We start from the raw sequence: 20,505 nt of genomic DNA on the forward strand, positions 1-20,505 counted from the left end.
CGGGGCGTGGCCCGTGCGTGACTTCCTGGGGAGGTCCGGTTGCGAGCGAGAGCGTCAATCACCGGCGGCGGCGCGTGCCGAGCCGGGGGAGACACAGTGGACGACGGCCGGGCCCGGCGATGAGCGCCGTCGAGGCGACCGACCAGGCCCACGGCGGCGCGCTCAACGACTGGTTGCGCGAGCGGATCTCCCACGCGCTGTCCGAGTTCACCGCCGCGACCGCGCTCGTCGTCCTGTTCGTCGCGCTGAGCTTCGCCAGTCCCTACTTCCTGACGGCCGACAATCTGTTCAACATCGGCGCGCAGACCGCGGTGATCGCCATCATCGCCGCCGCGCAGACGATGGTCATCATCACCAAGGGAATCGACCTGTCGGTCGGTTCGGTCGCCGCGCTCGCCGGCGTGGCCGGCGCGATGGTCGTACGGGACCTGGGCTTTCCGCTCCTCGCGGCCACGGCGGTCGCGATCGGTGTCGGCGCTCTGGCGGGACTGCTGAACGGGTTGCTGGTCACCGTCGCCCGGATACCCCCGTTCATCGCGACGCTGGGAACGATGTCGGTCGGCCGAGGACTGGTCTTCATCATCACCGGCGCGGTCGGCGTCTACGGGCTGCCCAAGTCGTTCCAGCTGCTCGGCAACGGCGAGATCATCGGCATTCCGTTCGCGGTCGTGATCACCGCCCTGGTCGCCGTCGGGGTCGCCTTCCTGCTCTCGCAGACCCGCTTCGGGCAGTACACCTACGCGATGGGCTCCAACCTGGAGGCCGCCCGCCGCTCGGGCATCGCGGTGGGGCGCTACCTGACCTACGTGTACGTCCTGGCGGGTGTCCTGGTCGGCCTCGGCGGCATGATCGCCGCCTCCCGGGTCAACTCCGGGCAGCCGAACTACGGCATCTCGCTGGAACTCGACGTCATCGCCGCGGCGGTCATCGGCGGCGCCAGCCTATTCGGCGGGCAGGGCCGGATCGTCGGGACCATCATCGGCGCCTTCCTCATCGCCCTGGTCCGCAACGGCGCCGTCCTGCTCGACATCAGCATCCACTACCAGCAGGTGATCGTCGGCCTGATCATCTGGGCTGCCGTCTACTTCGACCAGTACCGCCGTCGGCGGCTGGAGTCACGGGGCTGATCTGCCGTTCCCGCAGCTCACCAGAGGAAGGACGCACACCATGGCACACACCACCATCCGCCGACGTCCCCGGGGTCACCTCCTGCGCGCGCAGGCCGTCCTCGCCGCCGCCGTGGCGGCGGCGCTGCTCAGCGCCTGCGGCGGAGTCGAGGTCCGCGACGGAGGCGACGGCGCGACCAAGGACGCCTCCGGGCCGCTGAAGCTCGCCGTCGTGCCCAAGGCCGTCGGGGCCGACTACTGGAACACGGTGAAGGCGGGCGCCGAGTGCGCCGCGCAGCGCGCCGGCAACGTCACCGTCCAGTGGGACGGGGTGACCACCGAGACCGACGTCGAGGGTCAGGTCAACCTGATCCAGAACTTCGTCACCAAGAAGGTCGACGGGATCGTCTACGCGGCCACCGACTCCCGCGCGCTGGCACCCGCCACCGACCAGGCGATCGGCGCGAACATCCCGGTCGCGATGATCGACTCGGGCACCAGCCCGCAGCCGTCGAGCGTGCCGCTCTTCGCCACCGACAACAAGGCCTCGGCCGTCGAGGCGGCCAAGCTGCTCGCCACCGAGCTGGGCTCCGGCAACCACGACGTGGCGCTGGTGGAGTTCCAGCCCGGCTCGCAGACCAACACCGAGCGGGTCGACGGCTTCAAGGAGGGCCTCAAGCAGTTCCCCAACCTCAAGCTGGTCGGCCAGCAGCCCAGCCGCAGCGACGTCAACGAGGCGCGGCGGGTCACCGAGAACATCCTCACCGCGAACCCCAACCTCGCCGGCATCTTCGCCGCCAACGAGCCGAGCGTGCTCGGCGCGGCGCAGGCCATCCAGGCGGCGGGCAAGTCCGGCAAGGTGGTCATCATCGGTTGGGACGCCGCCCCGGACGAGATCGCCGGACTGCGCAACGGCCAGATCTCGGCGCTGGTCGTGCAGAATCCCTTCAAGATGGGCTACTTCGGCGTCGACAAGATGGTCAAGCACCTCCGGGACAAGGCGCCGCTGGCGTCGGCGGACACCGGCGTCACCTTCGTCACCAAGAAGAACATCGACTCGCCGGAGATCAAGGCGGTGCTCGAGCCCAGCTGCGCCAACCCCCCGGTGCAGTGATGGCGACGACCTCCGCGCCGACGACCGACAACGACCAGCGGCGGTCTCCCGAGGAGCCGCCGGTGCTCGAAGCCCGGGGGATCGTCAAGCGGTTCGGCCACGTCGAGGCGCTGCGCGGCGCCGACTTCACGGTCCACCGGGGCGAGGTCGTCGCCCTCATCGGTGACAACGGCGCCGGCAAGAGCACGCTGGTCAAGACGCTCTCCGGCGTGCACGCGCCGGACGAGGGCGAGATCCGGGTCGGTGGCCGCCCGGTCCACTTCTCGACTCCGGTGGACGCCCGGCGCGCGGGGGTGGAGACCGTCTACCAGGATCTCGCGGTCGCCGACGACCTCAGCGTCGCCGCCAACCTCTACCTCGGGCGGGAGATCCTGCGGTCCGGGCCGCTCGGTCGGCTGGGGCTGCTCGACAAGCGCGCCATGCGCCACGGCGCAGCCGTGGCGCTCGACGAGTTGGGCGTACGGATCCCACGGGTCACCACGCCGATCGCGATGCTGTCCGGCGGGCAGCGGCAGTGCGTCGCGGTGGCACGGGCGATCATCTGGGCGACGAACGTGGTCATCCTCGACGAGCCCACCGCGGCGCTGGGCGTCGTGCAGACCGAGCGGGTGCTCGACGTGGTGCGGCGGGCTCGTGCGGCGGGCATGTCGGTGGTGCTGGTGAGCCACAACATGCCGCAGGTTCTGGAGATCGCCGACCGGGTGGAGGTGCTGCGTCTCGGCCGGCGGGCGGCTCGGCTGCGTGCCGACGAGGTCAGCACCGACGATCTGGTCGCGGCGATGACCGGAAGCAAGGGCTCGGAGCGGGACTAGGGCGGGGGGTCGCCCGCCCGTGAGCGCGCGCGGTGCACCGGGAACGGTGCCACCGACGAGCGGCACGGGCGGGCGATCAATCGACGGCGGCGGTCAGCCCTCGTCGGGCAACCCCTGGAGCGACTCCTCCACACCGATCAGGTGGTTGGCCATCCGGGTGCGGGCCCGCTCCGGGTCGCGCGCCCGGAGGGCCTTCAGGATCGCCACGTGCTCGTCGTGGGTACGCCGGTCCGCGCCCTCCTCGTGCAGGCTCCGCCAGAGCCGCCCGCGCAGGGTGCGCCCGGCGAACGCCTCGATCAGGCCGATGAGCACCGGGTTGTCGGCCTGTGCGGCGATGATCCGGTGGAACGCGATGTCGATTTCCATGATGCGCTCGTGGTCCTGCGGTGACCGGCCGGCGATCCGGGCCGCCTCGTCGAGCAGTTCGGCGGCCTGCGCCAGGGCCTCGTCGGTGATCCTGGTCGCGGCCAACCGGGCGGCCTCGCATTCGAGCAGGCGGCGGACGGTGTGGATGTGCCGTCCGTCGCCCTGCCCCTGGAAGTCGACCACGAAGCCCATCGGGGCCAGCAGTTGCGGCGCGTCGAGGTTCGTGACGTACGTGCCGTCACCCTGGCGGATGTTGACGATGCCGAGGATCGACAGCGCGGACATCCCCTCGCGCAGGGAGCCCCGCGAGACGCCGAGGGATTCGGCGAGGTCCTTCTCGATGGGCAGCCGGTCCCCGGGCTTGAACGTCCCTTCCAGGATCATCCGCTTGATGCCGTTCACGACCTCGTCGGTGCGGGACATGACACCTCCTAGCGGCCGGCGGGGGTGGCGGCTCCACCCGCGATGACGTACGGCTCCGGAGATGACACGGTAGCCGCCTCGGTCGAGGCCCAGTAGCGGCCGTCCGGGAACCGGTACCGTTCGATCGACTCGGGGTGCATACGGGTGGAGTAGCCGGGCGCGTGGGGCAGGACGTATCCGCTGCCCCAACCGGTGTCCCGGATGACGCACGGATCGGTGAAGTGCTCGTGCAGGTGGTCGACGAACTCGGTGACGCGGCCGGTGAGATCCCCCGACACCGCGACGTAGTCGAGCACCGACACGTGTTGGACCATCTCGCAGAGCCCGACGCCGCCCGCGTGCGGGCACACCGGGACGCCGAACTTCGCGGCGAGCAGCAGCACCGCGACAATCTCGTTGACGCTGGCCAGCCGGCCGGTGTCCAACTGGCAGAAGTCGATGGCCTCGGCCTGGAAGAGCTGCTTGAACATCACCCGGTTGTGGCAGTGCTCGCCGGTGGCGACGCCGACGGGAGCGACGGCGCGGCGCACGGCCGCGTGGCCCAGGATGTCGTCCGGGCTGGTCGGCTCCTCAATCCACAGTGGGGTGAAACGGGCCAGCGCCCTGACCCACTCGATGGCCTGGTCGACGTCCCACACCTGGTTGGCGTCGAGCATCAGGTTGCGGTCCGGGCCGAGGATCTCCCGGGCGATGGTGCACCGGCGGATGTCGTCGTCGAGGTCGGCGCCCACCTTGAGCTTGACGTAACCGTAGCCGGAGTCGACGGCCTCCTGGCATAGCCGGCGCAGCTTGTCGTCGCCGTACCCGAGCCAGCCCGCCGAGGTGGTGTAGGCCGGGTAGCCGGTGCGGGCCAGCTCGGCGAGGCGGTCGGCCTTCGTGCTCTGCTGTGCCCGCAGGATGGCCAGCGCCTCGTCCCGGGTCAGCGCGTCGGACAGGTAACGCAGGTCCGCGATGTCGACGAGTTGTTCGGGGGACATGTCGGTGAGCAGCCGCCACAGCGGCTTGTCGGCCAGTCGCGCGACCAGATCCCAGGCCGCGTTCAGCACGGCCGCCAGGGACAGGTGGACGACGCCCTTCTCCGGGCCGAGCCAGCGCAGCTGGGTATCGGAGGTGAGCAGGCGGTAGACCGCGCCCATGTCGGCGGCCATCGTGGCGACGTCCAGGCCGACCAGGCGGTGGGCCTGGTGGGCCGCCGCCGCCACGACGATGTCGTTACCCCGACCGATGGTGAAGGTGAGGCCGTGACCCGCCAGCGGTACGCCGGCGCTGTCGACGCCGTCGGTGTGCAGGATGACGTAGGCCGCCGAGTAGTCGCCGTCCTTGTTCATGGCGTCGGACCCGTCAGCGGTCAGCGAGGTGGGAAAGCGGACGTCCTCGACGGTGACGCCAGTGATCTGCGGCATGCGCTCCTCGCCCGGCTCGGCTAAAGATCAGATGATCATTCGGAGTATACGGAGGGCGGTTTGGATGCGTCAACGACGCCGTCGGGCCTATACGCATAGACATCCAACGTTTCCTCGCGCTCTCCGCGACGGACCGCGCCGGTTGCTCCCGGCGGCTCACGCCGTTGCGGTCCGGTTGCGGTAAGGGAACCTGCGAGTTGCGGGGAAGGTTCGACGTTCACAATCGCGGCCGGTTGAACCGACGCGGCGAGCTGCCACCATCGAATCGATACATCACATCTTTCGACGAGCGGACGCCGGGACGTGCGGGACGCCGGTGAGCGCGGCGGAAGGCCGGTGTCCCCGCACGGTACAACTGTCTGACACACCAGACCCGCGACATCATGGAGAGAAGATCGGAGCCCACCCGTGGCCGAGACGACCCTGCGACCGATGAGCCCCGGCGACGCGGACCGCGTCCTGGCGATCTACCAACTCGGCCTCGACGGCGGCGACGCCAGCTTCGAGGTCACCGCACCGACCTGGGCGGCGTTCGACGCCAGCCGGATCGCCGCGCACCGGTTCGTGGCGGTCGCCGACGGCCTCGTCCTCGGCTGGGTCGCCGTCACGCCGACGTCGAGCCGTCCGGTCTACGCCGGCGTCGTCGAGCACTCCGTCTACGTCGACCCGGCGGCTCAGGGGCGCGGGGTCGGCCGGCTGTTGCTCGACGCGCTGATCACCTCGACCGAGGGCGCCGGCATCTGGACGATCCAGTCCGGCATCTTCCCCGAGAACACCGCCAGCCTGGCCCTGCACCGCCGGGCCGGCTTCCGGGTCATCGGCGTACGCGAACGGATCGGCCGCCACCGCGACCGCTGGCGTGACGTCGTGCTGCTGGAACGCCGCAGTCCCACCGTCGTCTGACCGGAACCCGTCCGTGCGCGGACACCCCCGCGGCGTCCGCCGGGCACCGGGTCCGCGGGCGTCGCCACCGTCACCGTCGGCTGGCGCAGGCGACGCAGGTACGCGCCGACGGGCGGGCCGCGAGCCGTTCGGCGGGGATCGGGCGGGAGCACCGTTCGCAGACGCCGTAGGTGCCCGCCGCGACGCGGCTCAGCGCCTCGTCCAGTTCGGCGACGCGTCGACGGGCCGCGGCCAGCACGGCGCTCAGTTGTGCCCGCTCGAACGCGATCGTGCTGCCCTCGGGGTCGTGTTCGTCGTCGGCGTTCGAGGACCGGGACGCCTCGAACAGGCTCCGCAGGTCGCCCTCGAGCGCGGCGATCTCGGCGGTGGTCTCGTCGCGTCGACGGTGCAGATCCGCACGAATCGCGCTGGGGTCGGTGTCCATGACGGTTCCACGCTACGCGCGGGGAACGATCGCGGGGTCAGCGTTCGGAGCGCGCCTGGACGCGATGCGGCCGGCCGTGCGCGTCCTCCCGGTCGATCCGCAACTCCCGCTCCAACGCGCCGATGACCGCGCGCAGGTCGTCCAGCCGCTGGGTGAGCGCGATGCGGTCCACCTCGTCGGGGATGCCGTCACCGTCCTCGTCGTAGCCGGGGGCCAACCGCTCGGTCATCTCCAGCCGACGGGCCTCCTCCATGGAGTTCACGATGACCGCGATGAGGATGTTGAGCAGCAGGTTGACGGTGATCACCACGTAGCTGACGTAGTAGAGCAGCGTCCACGGCGAGATGGCCAGCCCCTGCTCGATGAGGTCCGGCAGCGTCTCCAGCGACAGCAGCACGAACAGCGTCAGCAACGACCTGCCGATGTCCCCGTACTCGTCGGGATACCGGTCGCCGAAGATCAGCCAGCCGGCCATCCCGTACACGTAGAGCGTCACCACGGCCAGCGCGAGGAATCCGGTGACGCCGGGCAGACTGCGCCACAGCGCGGAGACGATGGTCCGCAGGCCCGGCGAGAACCGCACCAGCCGGACCATCCGGGCGACCCGCACCACGCGCAACAGCGCCGCGTCGCCGTGCAGGCCCGGAACGAAGATGGCGGCGATCACGAGGAAGTCGAAGACGTTCCAACCGTGCCGGAAGAAGTCCTGTGGACGCCGGCCGTACGCGGCCAACCGGACGCCGATCTCGATGGTGAAGACGGCGCGGAAGAACAGCTCCAGCCCGTGCAGCGCGCCGCTCGCGGGGAACAGCCCCTCGTACGTCTCCACACCGAGGACGATCCCGTTGGCGAGGATGACGACGACGATGCCGATCTCGAAGGGACGCGACCGGGCGAGCCGCGCGCAGGCGTCGGCGACCGTGGGCCGGCGACGGTCGGGGCGTGACCGATCACCTCGCTGCGCGGGAGCGGGCGCACCGCTCACCAGGCGGCCGATCTGTCGGAACGTGCCAGGGTCACCGCCAAGACCCACCCTTGGTCGTGGTGGCGGCGCGGAAGCATGGCGACCACCCTAGGCCGCGTTTTCAAAGGTCCACAACCATTGGCGTAGCGCGGTGATAGTGACGGTGGCCTGGAACGACTGACAGCTGGGCTTACCGGAGCCCAGGTGACGGTCCTGGACGTTCTCGATCTCGCACCGAAGGTACGTTCTCGTACCGACCGAGTGGACGTTGGACTTCGCGACGCCGCAGGGCAGGGCCGGCAGCCCGCAGTTCGCCCAGACCTACCTGGTGCGCTGCGACGGCGACCGCCACGGATTCTGCGCTACCTCCCGCACGAGCGCGAGGACGCCCTCATGCGCGAGCTGAGGCTCACCGGCTGACGGTCCATGGCGAACACGTCGTCGGCCCGCCCCTGGTGGGGAGCGGGCCGACAACGGGAGGTGGCCCGGCCGGGATCACACCGGCCGGGCCCACCGATCAGGACTCCAGGCGGCGACGCCGGGCGAGGAAGAACGCGACCGCGCCCAGGACGACCATCACACCTCCGACGCCGGTCATGGCCGGGACTGCACCGCCGCCGGTGACCGGCAGGATGGGTTGCTCGCCGCCCCCACCAGGTCTGCCGGGGCTACCGGGTGCGCCAGGACTGCCGGGTGCGCCGGGGCTACCCGGTGCGCCAGGGCTCCCCGGTGCTCCAGGGCTGCCGGGTGCGCCAGGGCTCCCCGGTGCTCCAGGGCTGCCGGGTGCTCCGGGGCTGCCGGGTGCGCCGGACGGGCCGGGTGCTCCAGGGCTGCCGGGTGCGCCAGGGCTGCCGGGTGCTCCAGGGCTCCCCGGTGCTCCGGGGCTGCCGGGTGCGCCGGGGCTGCCGGGTGCTCCGGGGCTGCCGGGTGCGCCGGGGCTCCCCGGTGCTCCAGGGCTGCCGGGTGCTCCAGGACTGCCGGGTGCGCCAGGGCTCCCCGGTGCTCCGGGGCTGCCGGACGGGCCGGGCGGGCCGGATGGGCCGGTGGGCCCGGGTGGGCCGGTCGGTCCAGGCGGGCCCGTCGGCCCGGCGCAGATCGGTGCGCTGATGACGTTGGTGTCGAGGGTGACGGCGGCGGTGCGCGCCAGCGCGCGGCCCTGGAGGGTCGCGCCCGTGGCCATCGTGATCGCGGCCTGAGCCATGATGGTGCCCACGAAGGTGGTGCCGGTGCCGATCGTCGCCGAGCTGCCGATCTTCCAGAACACGTTGCAGGCCGACGCCCCGTTGGTCAGGACGACGCTGCTGTTCGACGCCGTCGTCAGCGAGGAGTCGACCTGGAAGATGAACACGGCCGACGGGTCGCCCTGGCCGTTGAGCGTCAACGTTCCGGTCAGTTGGGCGGCCCCGATCCGGTAGACCCCTTCGTTGAGTGTGTTGCCACCCAGCTCCGCCGGGAGGTTGGTGAACGGGGTCCGGCCGGCGGCGTCGTTGAAGGCGGTGGTCAGGTCGCTCTGAGCCTGGAGCGCGACCGCGTCGCCGAGGTGCACCTCCCCGCCGATGGTGGCCGTTCCGAAGCCGGACGCGGTGTTTCCGGGGAAGCGCCCGAGGCTCTGGGCCAGGAAGCTGGGGCCGGTGTTGGTGGGCTCCGCTCCGGCGAGGACGGAGAAGTCGGCCGCCGTCCCCAGGTTGACCGGTGCTTCCTGCGCGTTTGCTGCGGTCGAGCTGAAGAGCAGCAGGCTGGCTGCCACCGTGGCGGCTGCGCCAGTCGCGAGCGACGGCAGGACCACCCGCCGCCGTAGCCAATTCTTGGGTTTAGCTGTCACAGAACACCCTCCGTGGGTACTACTCGCAGGAGACGTCCAACGAGTGGCGTCCTGCGTGATACGGCCTGAATGACGCCGATGAAGCGCGCTGACCACCACATCACGTCAAATGGTCCAATGAGGGATAATTGGGACAATAACCCAAGCCGATCTGTCCGATCGGACTGACATTCGCATTCGTATTCGTCGGTTCTGGGAGTAGCGGTAGCGGTCGGGTTCCGGCCCGAGAAACCCCCGCGTAAGGAGTGGCCCACCGCGCGACCCCGCGCGGCGCCTGCCGGGCGGACCCCGTCAGCGGCTCTAGAGTGGGTCGGTGACCGACGCAGCCGGGAGGTCCGGAGACCGCGAGGCCGGCCGGCAGCCGATCTGGGCCAGACCCGAACGGGGAACCCGTGGCCCCGCGCCGACGCACAGCCGGGAGGCGATCGTCGCGGCGGCGATCACCCTGGCCGACACCGAAGGGCTCGCCGCGGTGTCGATGCGGGCCGTCGCCGCGGCGCTGGGCACCGGCGCCGGATCGCTCTACCGCTACCTGTCGTCCCGTGACGACCTGCTCGACCTGATGACCGACCGGGTCGTGGGGGAGCTGCGGCCGTACCCGCCGGAGCAGGCCGACTGGCGGGACGAGATGCTGCTGGTTGCCCGCCGGCAGTTGGGCTTGTTCCGCGCCCACCCGTGGCTGGTGGACGTGATCCAACGGCCGTCGGGCGTCGGTCCCGAGAGTCTGGCCTGGTTCGACAACTGCATCCGGATCCTGGAACCCGTGCGCTGCGCCGTCAGCGCCAAGTTCGAGGCGATCGCCGTGCTGACCGGCGTGGTGAGCTTGTTCGCCCGCAGCGAGGCCGCCGCCGGGTCACCCGGCTTCGCGGGCGTCGACCTCGGGGCGTACCCACATCTCGTCGCGGCCCTCGGCCGGGTCGGGCCGCCGACGCCCCCGACGGACCTCTTCGAGCGGACGCTGCGCAGCCTGCTGACCGGCCTGCTGACGCCGGCGTCCGCCGATTGAACGGGCGGGCGACGGAGGGCGTGCCCTCGTCGCCCGCCAGCACAACGAACCCGGGCCCGAGTCAGGCGCGCGCGGCGCGGATGGCGTCGCGGAGCCCGGTCGTGGGTCGACCGATCAACCGGCTGAGGTCGTCGCTGTCGGTGGCCAGCTCGCCGATGGCGATCGAGTGGTCGAGCGCGGCCACGAACCCGGCGGTGCCGGCGTCGAGCCCGACGTTCCGCAGCGCGGAGGCCAGCTCGGCGGTCGACATGTCCCGGTGCACGACGGTCGTGCCGGTGAGCTCGGTGACGGCGTCGGCCAGCTCGTCGAAGGTGAACGCGGTGCCGCCCAACTCGTAGACGGCGTTGCCGCCCTCGTCCCGGGTCAGCGCCGCCGCGGCGGCGGCCGCGTAGTCGGTCCGGGGAGCGGCCGAGACCTTGCTGCCGCCGGTGGCGCCGAGGATGGTGCCACTCGCCAGGTACTGCGGGAGCTGATCGGTGTAGTTCTCGGTGTACCAGCCGTTGCGCAGCACCGTGTACGACAGGCCCGACGCGGCCAGCACCTCCTCGGTGGCCTTGTGCTCGGGAGCGAGCGGGTTCGTGGTCGTGTCGGCCTTCAGGATGCTGGTGTAGACCAGGCGCTGGACCCCGGCGAGCCGGGCGGCGTCGATGACCGCGGTGTGCTGGGGCACCCGCTGCCCCGGGGTGTCCCCGGAGATGAGCAGCAGGCGGCGTACGCCGGCCACGGCGCCGGGCAGCGTCGAGGGGTCGTCGTAGTCGGCCTGCCGGATCTCGACGCCGCGGGCGGCCAGGTCGGCGGCCTTCTGCGGGCTGCGGACGACGGCGGCGATCTCGGCGGCGGGCACACCGGCGTCGAGCAGGTGCTCGATCACCAGCCGGCCGAGACGGCCGGTGGCGCCGGTGACGGCATAGGTGGGCATGGGGACCTCCGATGGGCGGTTACTTCTAGTAAGCACTTACGAACCTACAGCACAAGTCGTTGAGTAAGCCTCGGGTAGGCTGGTGACGTGACCGACGTGCCGGCCCACGACCCGGCGGGGCCTACCCAGGAATTCGTCAGCGATGTTTTCGCGCGGAGCTGCGCCTCCCGTGCCGCCTTCGAGGACGTCACGTCGAAGTGGGCCTCGCTCGCCCTGCTCGCGCTCGGCGAGGGCAGCTACCGGTTCAACGCCCTGCGGCGGCGCATCGAAGGGGTCAGCGAGCGGATGCTCTCCCAGACCCTGCAGACGCTGGAGCGTGACGGGATGCTCACCCGTGAGGTGCTCACCGCGATCCCGCCGCGCGTCGAGTACACGCTCACCCCGCTCGGTGTCCGGGTCGCCGAGCAGCTCCGTGGCCTCGCCGACCTGCTGGAAGCCTCGGTGCCCGAGGTGCGGGCCGCCCGCGAGCGGGAGCGGCCCTGAGGGGCCGTCACGCGCTGGACGGGCACCCGCCTAGTTGGTGTCCTGGGCGCAGATCGTGGTCATCTCGGCGAGGTAGCTCGCGAGGGTAGGCAGGCCAGCCTCGGCGCGGCGGCGTTCGACGCCCGGCTCGTCCCTGATCGGGGTCGCCGGGACGGGACCGTCCGGCCCGCAGCGGATCTGTGTCCCGTACACCTGGGGCTCGCCCTTTGCCACAGCGACGCGGTCCTCGAGGTAGGCGAGGTTGCCCGGCGACGCCTGGCGGGCGGCGACGGCCGCGCGCAGCAGGTCCAGCGCCTCCTGTTGGAAGGCGGGGTCCAGGTCGGAGTGCTGGACGATGGCCCAGGCGGCGTTGCCCCCGTCCTCGCCCACGAGAGCGAAGGTCGGCCAGCCGTGGGTACGGATGATCTCTTTCAGCCGGAGGGTGCGCGCCTGGTCGGACTCGGTCTGCGGGGTGCCCGCACGGTCGGCCTGGTCGCGCTCCAGCATCGCGATCAACTCGTCGTGCAGCGCCTTGTCGAAGGCGGCGGGGGAGACGGAGGTTGCCGGGGACGGGGACGGGGACGGGGACGGGGACGGGGGGTCGCCCGTAGGGCCGTCGGTGGTCCCGGGCGAGGTGCCGCAGCCGGTGAGGAGCAGCAGGCACACAAGCGGCCGGGCGAACCTCGACGGAAGCCTCACAGCATCGATTTTCGTCGCCACCAGGACGTGTTCACAAGGTCGGCGCCGGGGCGACCTCAGGCGTGCAGCGTCTCGCGGGGCGGCACCCCGTAGCTGGCGTGGTACCAGGCGGTGAACCTGCTGTGGCTGGCGAACCCCCAACGGCTGGCGATGGCCGACACGGTCTCCCGTCGAGGGTCGGCCCGGACCAGGTCGTGGTGCGCCCGGTCGAGCCGGACCCGGCGCAGGTACGCCATCGGTGTGGTGCCGAGGTGGCGACGGAAGGCGAGCTGCACCGCGCGCAGGGAGACCGCGGCGGCGTTGGCGATGTCGGCGGCGCCGATGTCCCGGTCGGCGTTCTCCTCCATGAAGGCGATGGCGCGACGCAGGGTCGCGGTACTGGCGTCGTGGCGGTCCCGGGCGGTCTCGTCGGTGAACGCCGTGTTGGGAAAGATCGCGAGCGCCGCCGCGGCGAGCATGCGGGCGGCGCTGCCGATCACCAGCGGCTGGGCGCTGGCGGTCGGGCTGTTCAGGACGACGTCGTTCACGTACCTGGTGGTCCGTCGCCACTGCCGGGTGAGGGTCGCGTCGACGGGGCCGAGGTCGGTGAAACGGATCGGGCCGGGCCGCCGAGCCGGCGTGGCGGTCGCCACCTGTCTCAGTACCCCGAGGTCCAGAACGCAGAGCTCCACCTCGCCGGGTTCCCACCGCAGGCTGAACGGCTCGCCCGGCCGGTTGGTCAGGAACACGTCGCCGGGGCCGAAGCGGTGGGTCTCCCCCTGAGCGGTACGGCTGATCAGGGCGCTGCGGGTACGGCAGACGATCAGCCCGTCGATGTCGCCCACCTCGATGTCGAGATGGGCGCTCTGGCCGGTTGTGGCGAGGGCGAACGGCCCGGCGTCGACGCGCTGGTGGACGAGGTGGTAGCCGGTCTCGCCCGCGTGGATACGCAGGTCCGCGGTGTACGTGCTGGCCAGGAAGCGGTGGATGGCCGCCGGGTCGTGACTCTCGAATGCTCGGGCCTGCACTGGTGACGTCATCCGCTGTCTCCGTCCGAGAGGAGACCGCCGGTCGGATCGGGGCCGGCGGTGGGGTCGGGACGTGGCTGGGCGCACGTGCCGGTGATCGCGGCGCGTAGCCGACCGGGTTCGGCGGTGGTGGTGGCGTCATTCCCAGCAAATCACATATCCATTGATGGGAATTCCACCATACGGCAACCGGCCGTGCACGTCCGTCGATCCGCCGTTTTGCCGAGCCGACTTCGCTTTCCGGCTAGCGCACGCGGCGATCCTGCGCCCGCTGTCCTAGTCGCCTCCGGTGCGGCAGCGAAATCTTGTTCATGATCCCCCGGGCGTCCCGACGTCCGGGCCACAGCCGGAGATCCGGCCGACAGGCGGGGGTGAGTCGTTGGACGGTACCGATCCGGACCGCGTCGTACGGTTGGCGGTGGCCGAGGCGCTGGCGCGGGTGGCGGACGAGGACAGCCTGGGACTGGGCGAGGGCGACGCGCTGATGAGCCTCGGCGTCGCGCTGCGGGAGGTGCTGCGCCGCGCGCTCGACGACCGCGTCCCGCTGACCACGCCCGAGTTCGTCGACCTGTGCCGTGACCTACGGCTCAACCGCGACTCGTTCGACCTGCTCGGGCACTACCTGCTCACGGCATTGCTGGCCCACCACGTCGGGCCGGACGCCCTGGTACGCGTCGGGGCGCTCCTCGGCACCGTCCGGCGCTACCTGCCCGCCGCCCGGCCACCCGGACGACGCAACGAAGGGCCCGAGCGCCGGCGACGCGACGTCCGCGCGGACAACAGCGTCGTGGGCCGCTATCGCCGCGCCAAGCTCCCCGAGCACCTGCCCAACCCGCCGAGCTGGACGTGTACCGGCTGCGGCCGCGAGTGGCCCTGCGCGACCAAGCAGAGCCAACTGCTCGCCGAGTTCGGCGGGGCGCGCGCCTCCCTCGCCGTCTACCTCGGCTCGTGCCTCGTCGCCGCCGCCCAGGACCTGCCGACGCTGCCTCTGCCCAACGCGCGACACCGTTTCCTGGGCTGGCTGCCCCGCGCCCGGATCTGAGGACGGCGCGCCGCCGTGGCCACTGGGCAAAGAGGCATCGATACGATGGAATGTCCTGGACGCGCCGCACCCGGGAGGACACCGATGCCGACCGCCCGAACCCGCGCACGAAGCGCCGCCGCCCTGGCCGGCCTACTGGTCGCGGCGCTCGCCGCCGCGCCCGCCACCGCCGACCCGACCGACCGGCATCGTCCGACCCCACCCCACGTCGTCGGCACCGGTACGGTCCCGGCCTACTCCTACGCCAGGGCGATCCGGAAGAGCGTCTGGGTCGAGACCCGCGCCGACAGCGACGGCGACGGCGTCCGCGACCGGGTCGCGGTGGACATCGTCCGGCCCCGGGAGGCCGCCGCCGCAGGGATCCGGGTACCGGTCATCATGGAGGCGTCGCCCTACTACCTCTGCTGCGGCCGGGGCAACGAGGGCGAGCTCAAGGCGTACGACGCGTCCGGCGTCATCGCCTCGGTGCCCCTGTTCTACGACAACTACTTCGTCCCGCGCGGCTACGCCTTCCTCGCCGTGGACCTCGCCGGCACCGCCCGCTCGACCGGGTGCGAGGACGTCGGAGGCCCGGTCGAGGTGGGCAGCGCCAGGGCGGTGGTGGACTGGCTCAACGGCCGGGCCCGCGCGTACACCGCCGACGGACGACCGGTCGACGCCGGTTGGAGCACCGGCCGGGTCGGCATGATCGGCAAGTCGTGGGACGGCTCCGTCGCCAACGGGGTCGCCGCCACGGGCGTGCCGGGCCTGGCCACCATCGTGCCGGTCTCGGCCATCTCGAGCTGGTACGACTACATGCGATACCAGGGGACGCTGGTGTCGACCGACTATCCCGGCTGGCTGCACTCGGACGTCAGCAGCCGCCCCGAGTCCGCCTGCGCGACAGTGCTCGCCCGGCTGCGGGCGGACAGCGCCGAGCAGACCGGCGACTACAACGGGTTCTGGGCGCAGCGCGACTACCGACCGTCGGCCGATCGGGTGCGGGCCAGCGTCTTCGTGGCACACGGTCTCAACGACCTGAACGTCACCACGAACCAGTTCGCCCGCTGGTGGCAGGAGTTGGCCGAGCGGGGCGTACCCCGCAAGCTGTGGCTCTCCCAGGCCGGCCACCAGGATCCGTTCGACGTGCGACGCGCCGAGTGGGTGGCGACCCTGCACCGCTGGTTCGACTACTGGTTGCAGGGGTTGCCGAACGGGGTGATGGGCGAACCGCGGGTCGACCTGGAGACCGCGCCCGGCAGGTGGACGACGCAGCGCGACTGGCCCGCGCCCGGCAGCCGGGAGATGCGGGTTCACCTCGGCGTCGGGGACGGCGTCACCGGTACCCTCGGCGGCCGCGCCGCGCGGCCGGGCCAGGAGCGGGAGTACGTCGACGAGGCGCTGACCGAGGACGCGGTGGTCGCCGAGCCGAACAGCGCGACCGCCGGCCGGCTGGTCTTCCTCTCCGCTCCGCTGGACGCCGCGCTGCGGATCTCCGGCAGCGCGTCGGTGCGACTGCGCGTCCGGGTGGATCGGCCGACCACGCAGCTGAGCGCCCGCCTGGTCGACTACGGCACCGCCGAGCGGAGCTGGTTCGGGGCGGTGCGGACGTTGGACACCGAGTCCTGCTGGGGTGCGTCCACCCAGGCCGACGACGCCTGCTACCACGACACCGAGGAGATCACCGAGGTCTCCGACCACGCGGTGCTGGCCCGGGGCTGGCTCGACGCCGCGCACCATCGTTCGCTGCGGTTCACCACGCCGCTGCGGGCGGACCGGTGGTACACGGTCACCGTGCCGCTGAACGCGTACGACGCGGTGGTGCCGGCCGGGCACGTCCTCGGCCTGGTGCTCGGTCAGAGCGACCCGGAGTTCACGATGGCCGAGGACCGGGACGCGACCGTCCGGGTCGACCTCGGGCGCAGCGAACTGGTCCTGCCGGTCGCCGGTCGGACCGGGTTGCCCGCCGTCGACGTCGCGCCGACGCTGGTCACCGCGCCCGCCGCGCCGTCGACGGCCGAATCGGCACGGGTGGAGCGGGGGCGCCAACGCCCCTGATCCTGTCGCCCCGCTGTCGTTTCGTCACCCAGCGCCGCGCCGCCGTGCCCTTCAACGGGCTCGGCCGGGGAGTTCACCGGGTACCCGTCCGCCGTACGGCGGGCGTTCACCGACCTCTCCGAGGCTCCTTGATCGAAAGAGCATTCGCTTGATCGAGGAGAGGCTCTGACGTGAGAGACAAGCAAGCCGAAGAGGTCGAGCGCGCGCAGTTGTCGCGGCGCAAGCTGGTCAAGTACGCGGGTGTCGGCGCGACGCTGGCCGCCGCGAGTCCCCTGGTGGGCGGCGGCGCGGCGTGGGCCGACGAGGAGCGCCGGCCCGGCGATGACGAGGGCGACCGGGGCGGCGTCAAGAACCGGTCGTGGCGCGCGGGTGACCACCACGTCCACTCCGAGTACAGCGGCGAGTTCGACACCACCCGGAGCCCGATCGTCTTCCACAAGGGCGCGGACGCGGTCTACCCGATCGTCACCAACGCCATCATGGCCAAGAACTTCGGCCTGACCTGGGCGATGTGCACCGACCACGGTGGACCGACGCACTCGAAGGTCAACATCGAGCAGGCGTACCCCGACCTGCTGCGCTCGCGCAAGCTCGTCCCCGAGGTGCTCCAGTTCTGGGGCATGGAGTTCGACGCGCCCTCGCTGGACCACCACACGCTGATGATCCCGCGCCACGACGACGAGGCGAAGCAGCTCTTCGAGCTGGAGAGCCGCTTCGCCAAGTACGACGCGTTCCCCACCGACCCGGCCCGCGACACCGAGGCCAAAATGGTGGAGTTCCTCAAGGTCGCCCGGGGTATGCCGCACAAGCCGCTGGTGATCGCCCACCACGCCTCCCGTTCGGCGCCCGGCCTCGGCGTCTACGGCCAGGACACCCCGCGCGAGTTCCGCAACGGCAACAACGCCGCGCCCGACGTGTACATCGGCTTCGAGGGCGCGCCCGGTCACCAGGCCGGTCCGCTCAACGGCGGCAAGCGTGGCGGGTACGGCAACCACCCCACCTACGGCGGCTTCGACCAGATGACCGCACGGGTCGGTGGCCTCTGGGACTCGCTCCTCGGCGAGGGTCGGCGCTGGTGGATCACCGCGACGTCCGACTCGCACGTGCACTGGACGCGCGGCGGCTCGGACTTCTGGCCGGGGGAGTACAGCAAGACCTACGTGTACGCGCGCCAGGACTACGGCGACATCATGGACGGCCTGCGCAACGGCCGGATCTGGGTGACCACCGGCGACCTGATCCGCAGCCTCGACGTGACCGCCACGTCGCAGGGCAAGACGGCCGAGGTCGGCGAGACCATCACGGTCAACCGTCGCAGCCGCACCGACGTCGAGATCGAGATCCGGTTCCGCCCGCAGGACGGCGTGAACGGCAACGGGGTCCGTCCCGAGGTCCGTCGCGTCGACCTGATCGTCGGCCAGATCACCGGGCCGAGCGCCAACCTGGACGCCGACACCAACCCCACCACCAAGGTGGTGGCCCGGTTCGGCCCGCGCGACTGGCGTCGGCAGGGTCACGACTACGTCATCCGGCACACCCTGCGCAACGTCGAGGCCGACACGTACGCCCGGGTGCGCGGCACCAGCACCGACGAGGCCGAGCCCCTCGCGGACGGTCTCGAGAGCCCGTGGGACGACCTGTGGTTCTACTCCAACCCGGTGTTCGTGCACGTCCGCTGATCCCGCCCCACCCTCCCTGTTGATCAAGAGGTTCGCGTCACCGCAGGCCGGAATCCTGACGCGAATCTCTTGATCAACGCCGTTCTGCGGGTGGGGCGGGGTGGATTTCGGTCACCGCTTCGCAGAGGTTGCGGAGGGGGTCGGTGGCCTGGGTTGAGCAGGCCACTTTTTGCAGCAGGGTGCGCAGGGTCGTCGACTCGGTCGGCGTGAGCGACCCCAACAGGTGCGCCTCCACCCGTCGTAGCGCCTCGCGTCGCTGCTCCCAGGCCGCCCGCCCGGCGTCGGTGACGTCCACCAGTCGGCTGCGCCGGTCGGACGGGTCGGCCCGCCGGGCCACGAAGCCGGGGCGTTCGAGGTCGTCGATCAGGTACGTCAGCACCGTGCGGTCGATCCCCAACTCCTCGGCGATCGCGCCCTGATTGCGACCCGGGCCGGTGACCGAGGCGGTGAGCACCTGATAGCCGCGCGGGCCGCCGGGAAAATCGGTCAGCGCGTGCTCGGCCGCCCGAACGTAGCCACGGAAGACGATCCCCAGCATCCAGCCCAGATCGTCGTCGAGCGGATCGGGCCGGTCCGGCCGGTCGGTGGCACCCGTCATACCCCGACGATAGCCGAAGTCACAGACCATGTTGGCAACAGATGTTCTGTCTGACATAAGGTTGGCGTCGCGACGCATCGCGCGACGCGGCGCGTACGACAGGAGGCTCGCACATGAGCGACTACGGCCACGACCTGGTCTTCGGCTCGTTCACCACGCCCGGCAACGACGACCCGGACCGCACCGTCGGGCTCGCCGTCCTGGCCGAGCAGGTCGGGCTGGATCTGGTCACCTTCCAGGACCACCCGTACCAGCCACGGTTCCTGGACACCTGGACGCTGCTGAGCTTCATCGCCGCCCGGACCGACCGGGTGCACCTGTCCGCGAACGTCACCAACCTGCCGCTGCGCCCACCCGCCGTGCTCGCCCGCAGCGTCGCCAGCCTCGACCTGCTCACCGGAGGTCGGGTCGCGTTGGGCCTCGGCGCGGGCGCCTTCTGGGATGCCATCGAGGCCATGGGCGGGCGGCGGCTGACCCCCGGGCAGGGCGTCCGGGCGTTGGAGGAGGGCATCGACGTCCTCCGGCAGACGTGGGACGCGCAGGCACGCGGCGGTGTGCGGGTCGACGGCGAGTTCCACCGGGTCATCGGCGCGAAGCGCGGTCCGGCCCCCGCCCACGCGGTGCCGATCTGGCTCGGGGCGTACAAGCCGCGCATGCTCGCGCTCACCGGTCGTCGGGCCGACGGCTGGCTGCCCTCGCTCGGCTACCTCGAACCCGGTGACCTGGCCCGGGGCAACGCCGTCATCGACGACGCGGCCCGCGAGGCCGGCCGTTCACCCGCCGACGTCCGCCGGCTGCTCAACATCTCCGGCACCTTCGCCACGGTGGGCCGTGGCCCGTTGCACGGACCCGTCGAGCAGTGGGTGCGGGAGCTGACCGAGTTGGCGCTGGGGGACGGGATCGGCACGTTCATCCTGGCCAGCGACGACCCCGACGACCTGCGCCGGTTCGCCGGTGAGGTGGCGCCCGCCGTGCGTGAACTGGTGGCGACCGAGCGCGACCGGGACGCTGCGTCGGTGCGTACCCCCGCCGAGGTCCTTGCGGACACGCAGCCGGCGGCGGTCGTCGCGCCCTCCGCGCCGCGGGCCCGGGCGCGGGTGAGCGCCGGCGCCTTCGCGGTGGTGCCGACACCCGACGACGGCCGCCGGCTCAGCGACCGGCAGGTCTGGGACGAGGCGGCCCGCCCCACCGGGCCGACGCCCGATCCCACCCGCACCTACACCGCGCACGAGCAGGCCACCGGCCAGCACCTGGTGCAGGTGCACGACGGACTGCGCGCCGAGTTGGCGCAGATCCACGACCTGATCGAGCAGGTGGCGGCCGGCGAGATCGACGCCGGCGCGGCGCGGTCGCAGATCAACACGATGACCATGCGGCAGAACCGGTGGACGTTGGGGGCGTACTGCGAGTCCTACTGCCGCATCGTCACCACCCACCACACCATCGAGGACCAGGCGCTCTTTCCGCGCCTGCGGCAGGCCGACCCACGGCTGCGCCCGGTCGTCGACCGGCTGGAGCAGGAGCACCACGTCATCCACGAGGTGTTGGAGGGTGTCGACAAGGCGCTGGTGGCGTACGTCGGCGCGCCGGACGGGCTGGCCGAGCTGCGCGCCGCGGTGAACCTGCTGACCGACGCCCTGCTGTCGCACCTGAGCTACGAGGAGCGGGAACTGGTCGAGCCGCTCGCTCGCCTGGGGGTGAGCTGACCGGGTTGCCCGG

The 20,505-nt window shown here is 71.6% G+C and carries 19 protein-coding genes; 10 read left to right on the forward strand and 9 right to left on the reverse strand.

From position 1 onward, the window contains the following. Positions 1–119 precede the first annotated feature (119 nt). The 3 genes from AB0B55_RS16900 to AB0B55_RS16910 are packed head-to-tail and all read left to right on the forward strand — an operon-like array spanning position 120 to position 3,032. Positions 120–1,127: an ABC transporter permease gene (locus AB0B55_RS16900; protein ID WP_357121332.1), complete on the forward strand. Its 1,008-nt coding sequence runs from the start codon at positions 120–122 to the stop codon at positions 1,125–1,127. A 40-nt stretch (positions 1,128–1,167) separates the two neighbouring features. Continuing rightward, a complete protein-coding gene (locus AB0B55_RS16905) occupies positions 1,168–2,220 on the forward strand; it encodes an ABC transporter substrate-binding protein (protein ID WP_357172134.1) in 1,053 nt (350 codons plus the stop codon). Then, the gene (locus AB0B55_RS16910; RefSeq protein ID WP_357172135.1) at positions 2,220–3,032 is read left to right on the forward strand and encodes an ATP-binding cassette domain-containing protein; all 813 of its coding nucleotides are present in this window, start codon (positions 2,220–2,222) and stop codon (positions 3,030–3,032) included. Before AB0B55_RS16905 ends, AB0B55_RS16910 begins: the two co-directional genes overlap by 1 nt. 93 nt (positions 3,033–3,125) lie before the next feature. Here AB0B55_RS16910 and AB0B55_RS16915 read toward each other — a convergent pair whose 3' ends face one another. Next, entirely contained in the window at positions 3,126–3,821 is a 696-nt protein-coding gene (locus tag AB0B55_RS16915; RefSeq protein WP_357172136.1) for a FadR/GntR family transcriptional regulator, read from the reverse strand. Between the two features lie 8 nt (positions 3,822–3,829). Beyond that, a complete protein-coding gene (locus AB0B55_RS16920; protein ID WP_357172137.1) occupies positions 3,830–5,224 on the reverse strand; it encodes an enolase C-terminal domain-like protein in 1,395 nt (464 codons plus the stop codon). Positions 5,225–5,632: 408 nt separating this feature from the next. On the opposite strand from AB0B55_RS16920, the gene AB0B55_RS16925 reads away from it, so the two are divergent. Then, complete coding sequence (locus AB0B55_RS16925) at positions 5,633–6,127, forward strand: N-acetyltransferase family protein (RefSeq protein ID WP_357121345.1); 495 nt, start codon at positions 5,633–5,635, stop codon at positions 6,125–6,127. Positions 6,128–6,197: 70 nt separating this feature from the next. Here the strand turns inward: AB0B55_RS16925 and AB0B55_RS16930 are convergent, their stop codons facing one another. The 3 genes from AB0B55_RS16930 to AB0B55_RS16940 form a co-directional block, all read right to left on the reverse strand. Beyond that, a complete protein-coding gene (locus AB0B55_RS16930; RefSeq protein ID WP_357121349.1) occupies positions 6,198–6,551 on the reverse strand; it encodes a TraR/DksA C4-type zinc finger protein in 354 nt (117 codons plus the stop codon). Positions 6,552–6,588: 37 nt separating this feature from the next. Continuing rightward, positions 6,589–7,536 carry an ion transporter gene (locus AB0B55_RS16935; RefSeq protein ID WP_357172138.1) on the reverse strand — a complete coding sequence of 316 codons (948 nt, stop codon included), beginning with the start codon at positions 7,534–7,536 and terminating at the stop codon, positions 6,589–6,591. A gap of 496 nt (positions 7,537–8,032) precedes the next feature. Beyond that, positions 8,033–9,337, reverse strand: a complete 1,305-nt coding sequence (locus tag AB0B55_RS16940) for an ice-binding family protein (RefSeq protein WP_357172139.1) — start codon at positions 9,335–9,337, stop codon at positions 8,033–8,035. Between the two features lie 313 nt (positions 9,338–9,650). Between AB0B55_RS16940 and AB0B55_RS16945 the strand changes: the two genes are divergently transcribed. Beyond that, positions 9,651–10,343 carry a TetR/AcrR family transcriptional regulator gene (locus AB0B55_RS16945; protein ID WP_357172140.1) on the forward strand — a complete coding sequence of 231 codons (693 nt, stop codon included), beginning with the start codon at positions 9,651–9,653 and terminating at the stop codon, positions 10,341–10,343. A 61-nt stretch (positions 10,344–10,404) separates the two neighbouring features. On the opposite strand, the gene AB0B55_RS16950 is transcribed toward AB0B55_RS16945, so the two are convergent. Next, a complete protein-coding gene (locus AB0B55_RS16950; protein WP_357172141.1) occupies positions 10,405–11,262 on the reverse strand; it encodes an SDR family oxidoreductase in 858 nt (285 codons plus the stop codon). An 87-nt stretch (positions 11,263–11,349) separates the two neighbouring features. Between AB0B55_RS16950 and AB0B55_RS16955 the strand changes: the two genes are divergently transcribed. After that, positions 11,350–11,745, forward strand: a complete 396-nt coding sequence (locus AB0B55_RS16955; protein ID WP_357172142.1) for a helix-turn-helix domain-containing protein — start codon at positions 11,350–11,352, stop codon at positions 11,743–11,745. A gap of 30 nt (positions 11,746–11,775) precedes the next feature. On the opposite strand, the gene AB0B55_RS16960 is transcribed toward AB0B55_RS16955, so the two are convergent. Then, positions 11,776–12,423, reverse strand: coding sequence for a DUF6624 domain-containing protein (locus AB0B55_RS16960; RefSeq protein WP_357172143.1), 648 nt, complete (start codon positions 12,421–12,423; stop codon positions 11,776–11,778). Between the two features lie 56 nt (positions 12,424–12,479). Next, a complete protein-coding gene (locus AB0B55_RS16965; RefSeq protein WP_357121371.1) occupies positions 12,480–13,442 on the reverse strand; it encodes an AraC family transcriptional regulator in 963 nt (320 codons plus the stop codon). Between the two features lie 367 nt (positions 13,443–13,809). Between AB0B55_RS16965 and AB0B55_RS16970 the strand changes: the two genes are divergently transcribed. The 3 genes from AB0B55_RS16970 (at position 13,810) to AB0B55_RS16980 (ending at position 18,188) form a co-directional block, all read left to right on the forward strand. After that, positions 13,810–14,472: a hypothetical protein gene (locus AB0B55_RS16970; protein ID WP_357121374.1), complete on the forward strand. Its 663-nt coding sequence runs from the start codon at positions 13,810–13,812 to the stop codon at positions 14,470–14,472. Between the two features lie 84 nt (positions 14,473–14,556). Continuing rightward, on the forward strand, positions 14,557–16,509 hold the full coding sequence (locus AB0B55_RS16975; RefSeq protein WP_357172144.1) for a Xaa-Pro dipeptidyl-peptidase: 1,953 nt from the start codon (positions 14,557–14,559) through the stop codon (positions 16,507–16,509). 170 nt (positions 16,510–16,679) lie between these two features. Continuing rightward, positions 16,680–18,188, forward strand: coding sequence for a phosphoesterase (locus tag AB0B55_RS16980; protein ID WP_357172145.1), 1,509 nt, complete (start codon positions 16,680–16,682; stop codon positions 18,186–18,188). Positions 18,189–18,261: 73 nt separating this feature from the next. Here the strand turns inward: AB0B55_RS16980 and AB0B55_RS16985 are convergent, their stop codons facing one another. Further along, the gene (locus tag AB0B55_RS16985) at positions 18,262–18,786 is read right to left on the reverse strand and encodes a MarR family transcriptional regulator (protein WP_357172146.1); all 525 of its coding nucleotides are present in this window, start codon (positions 18,784–18,786) and stop codon (positions 18,262–18,264) included. 113 nt (positions 18,787–18,899) lie between these two features. Here AB0B55_RS16985 and AB0B55_RS16990 point away from each other — a divergent pair, with 113 nt between their 5' ends. After that, the gene (locus AB0B55_RS16990; protein ID WP_357172147.1) at positions 18,900–20,492 is read left to right on the forward strand and encodes an LLM class flavin-dependent oxidoreductase; all 1,593 of its coding nucleotides are present in this window, start codon (positions 18,900–18,902) and stop codon (positions 20,490–20,492) included. Positions 20,493–20,505: the final 13 nt, after the last annotated feature.

Source organism: Micromonospora sp. NPDC049107 (genome assembly GCF_040648595.1).
Classification (GTDB): domain Bacteria; phylum Actinomycetota; class Actinomycetes; order Mycobacteriales; family Micromonosporaceae; genus Micromonospora.

Excerpts from the sequence above, each read along its gene's own strand:
- AB0B55_RS16930 (WP_357121349.1), bottom strand. The coding sequence starts at position 6,551 with ATGGACACCGACCCCAGCGCGATTCGTGCGGATCTGCACCGTCGACGC.
- AB0B55_RS16950 (WP_357172141.1), bottom strand. The coding sequence starts at position 11,262 with ATGCCCACCTATGCCGTCACCGGCGCCACCGGCCGTCTCGGCCGGCTG.
- AB0B55_RS16965 (WP_357121371.1), bottom strand. The coding sequence starts at position 13,442 with ATGACGTCACCAGTGCAGGCCCGAGCATTCGAGAGTCACGACCCGGCG.
- AB0B55_RS16900 (WP_357121332.1), top strand. The coding sequence starts at position 120 with ATGAGCGCCGTCGAGGCGACCGACCAGGCCCACGGCGGCGCGCTCAAC.
- AB0B55_RS16990 (WP_357172147.1), top strand. The coding sequence starts at position 18,900 with ATGAGCGACTACGGCCACGACCTGGTCTTCGGCTCGTTCACCACGCCC.
- AB0B55_RS16920 (WP_357172137.1), bottom strand. The coding sequence starts at position 5,224 with ATGCCGCAGATCACTGGCGTCACCGTCGAGGACGTCCGCTTTCCCACC.
- AB0B55_RS16975 (WP_357172144.1), top strand. The coding sequence starts at position 14,557 with ATGCCGACCGCCCGAACCCGCGCACGAAGCGCCGCCGCCCTGGCCGGC.
- AB0B55_RS16985 (WP_357172146.1), bottom strand. The coding sequence starts at position 18,786 with ATGACGGGTGCCACCGACCGGCCGGACCGGCCCGATCCGCTCGACGAC.
- AB0B55_RS16915 (WP_357172136.1), bottom strand. The coding sequence starts at position 3,821 with ATGTCCCGCACCGACGAGGTCGTGAACGGCATCAAGCGGATGATCCTG.
- AB0B55_RS16910 (WP_357172135.1), top strand. The coding sequence starts at position 2,220 with ATGGCGACGACCTCCGCGCCGACGACCGACAACGACCAGCGGCGGTCT.
- AB0B55_RS16905 (WP_357172134.1), top strand. The coding sequence starts at position 1,168 with ATGGCACACACCACCATCCGCCGACGTCCCCGGGGTCACCTCCTGCGC.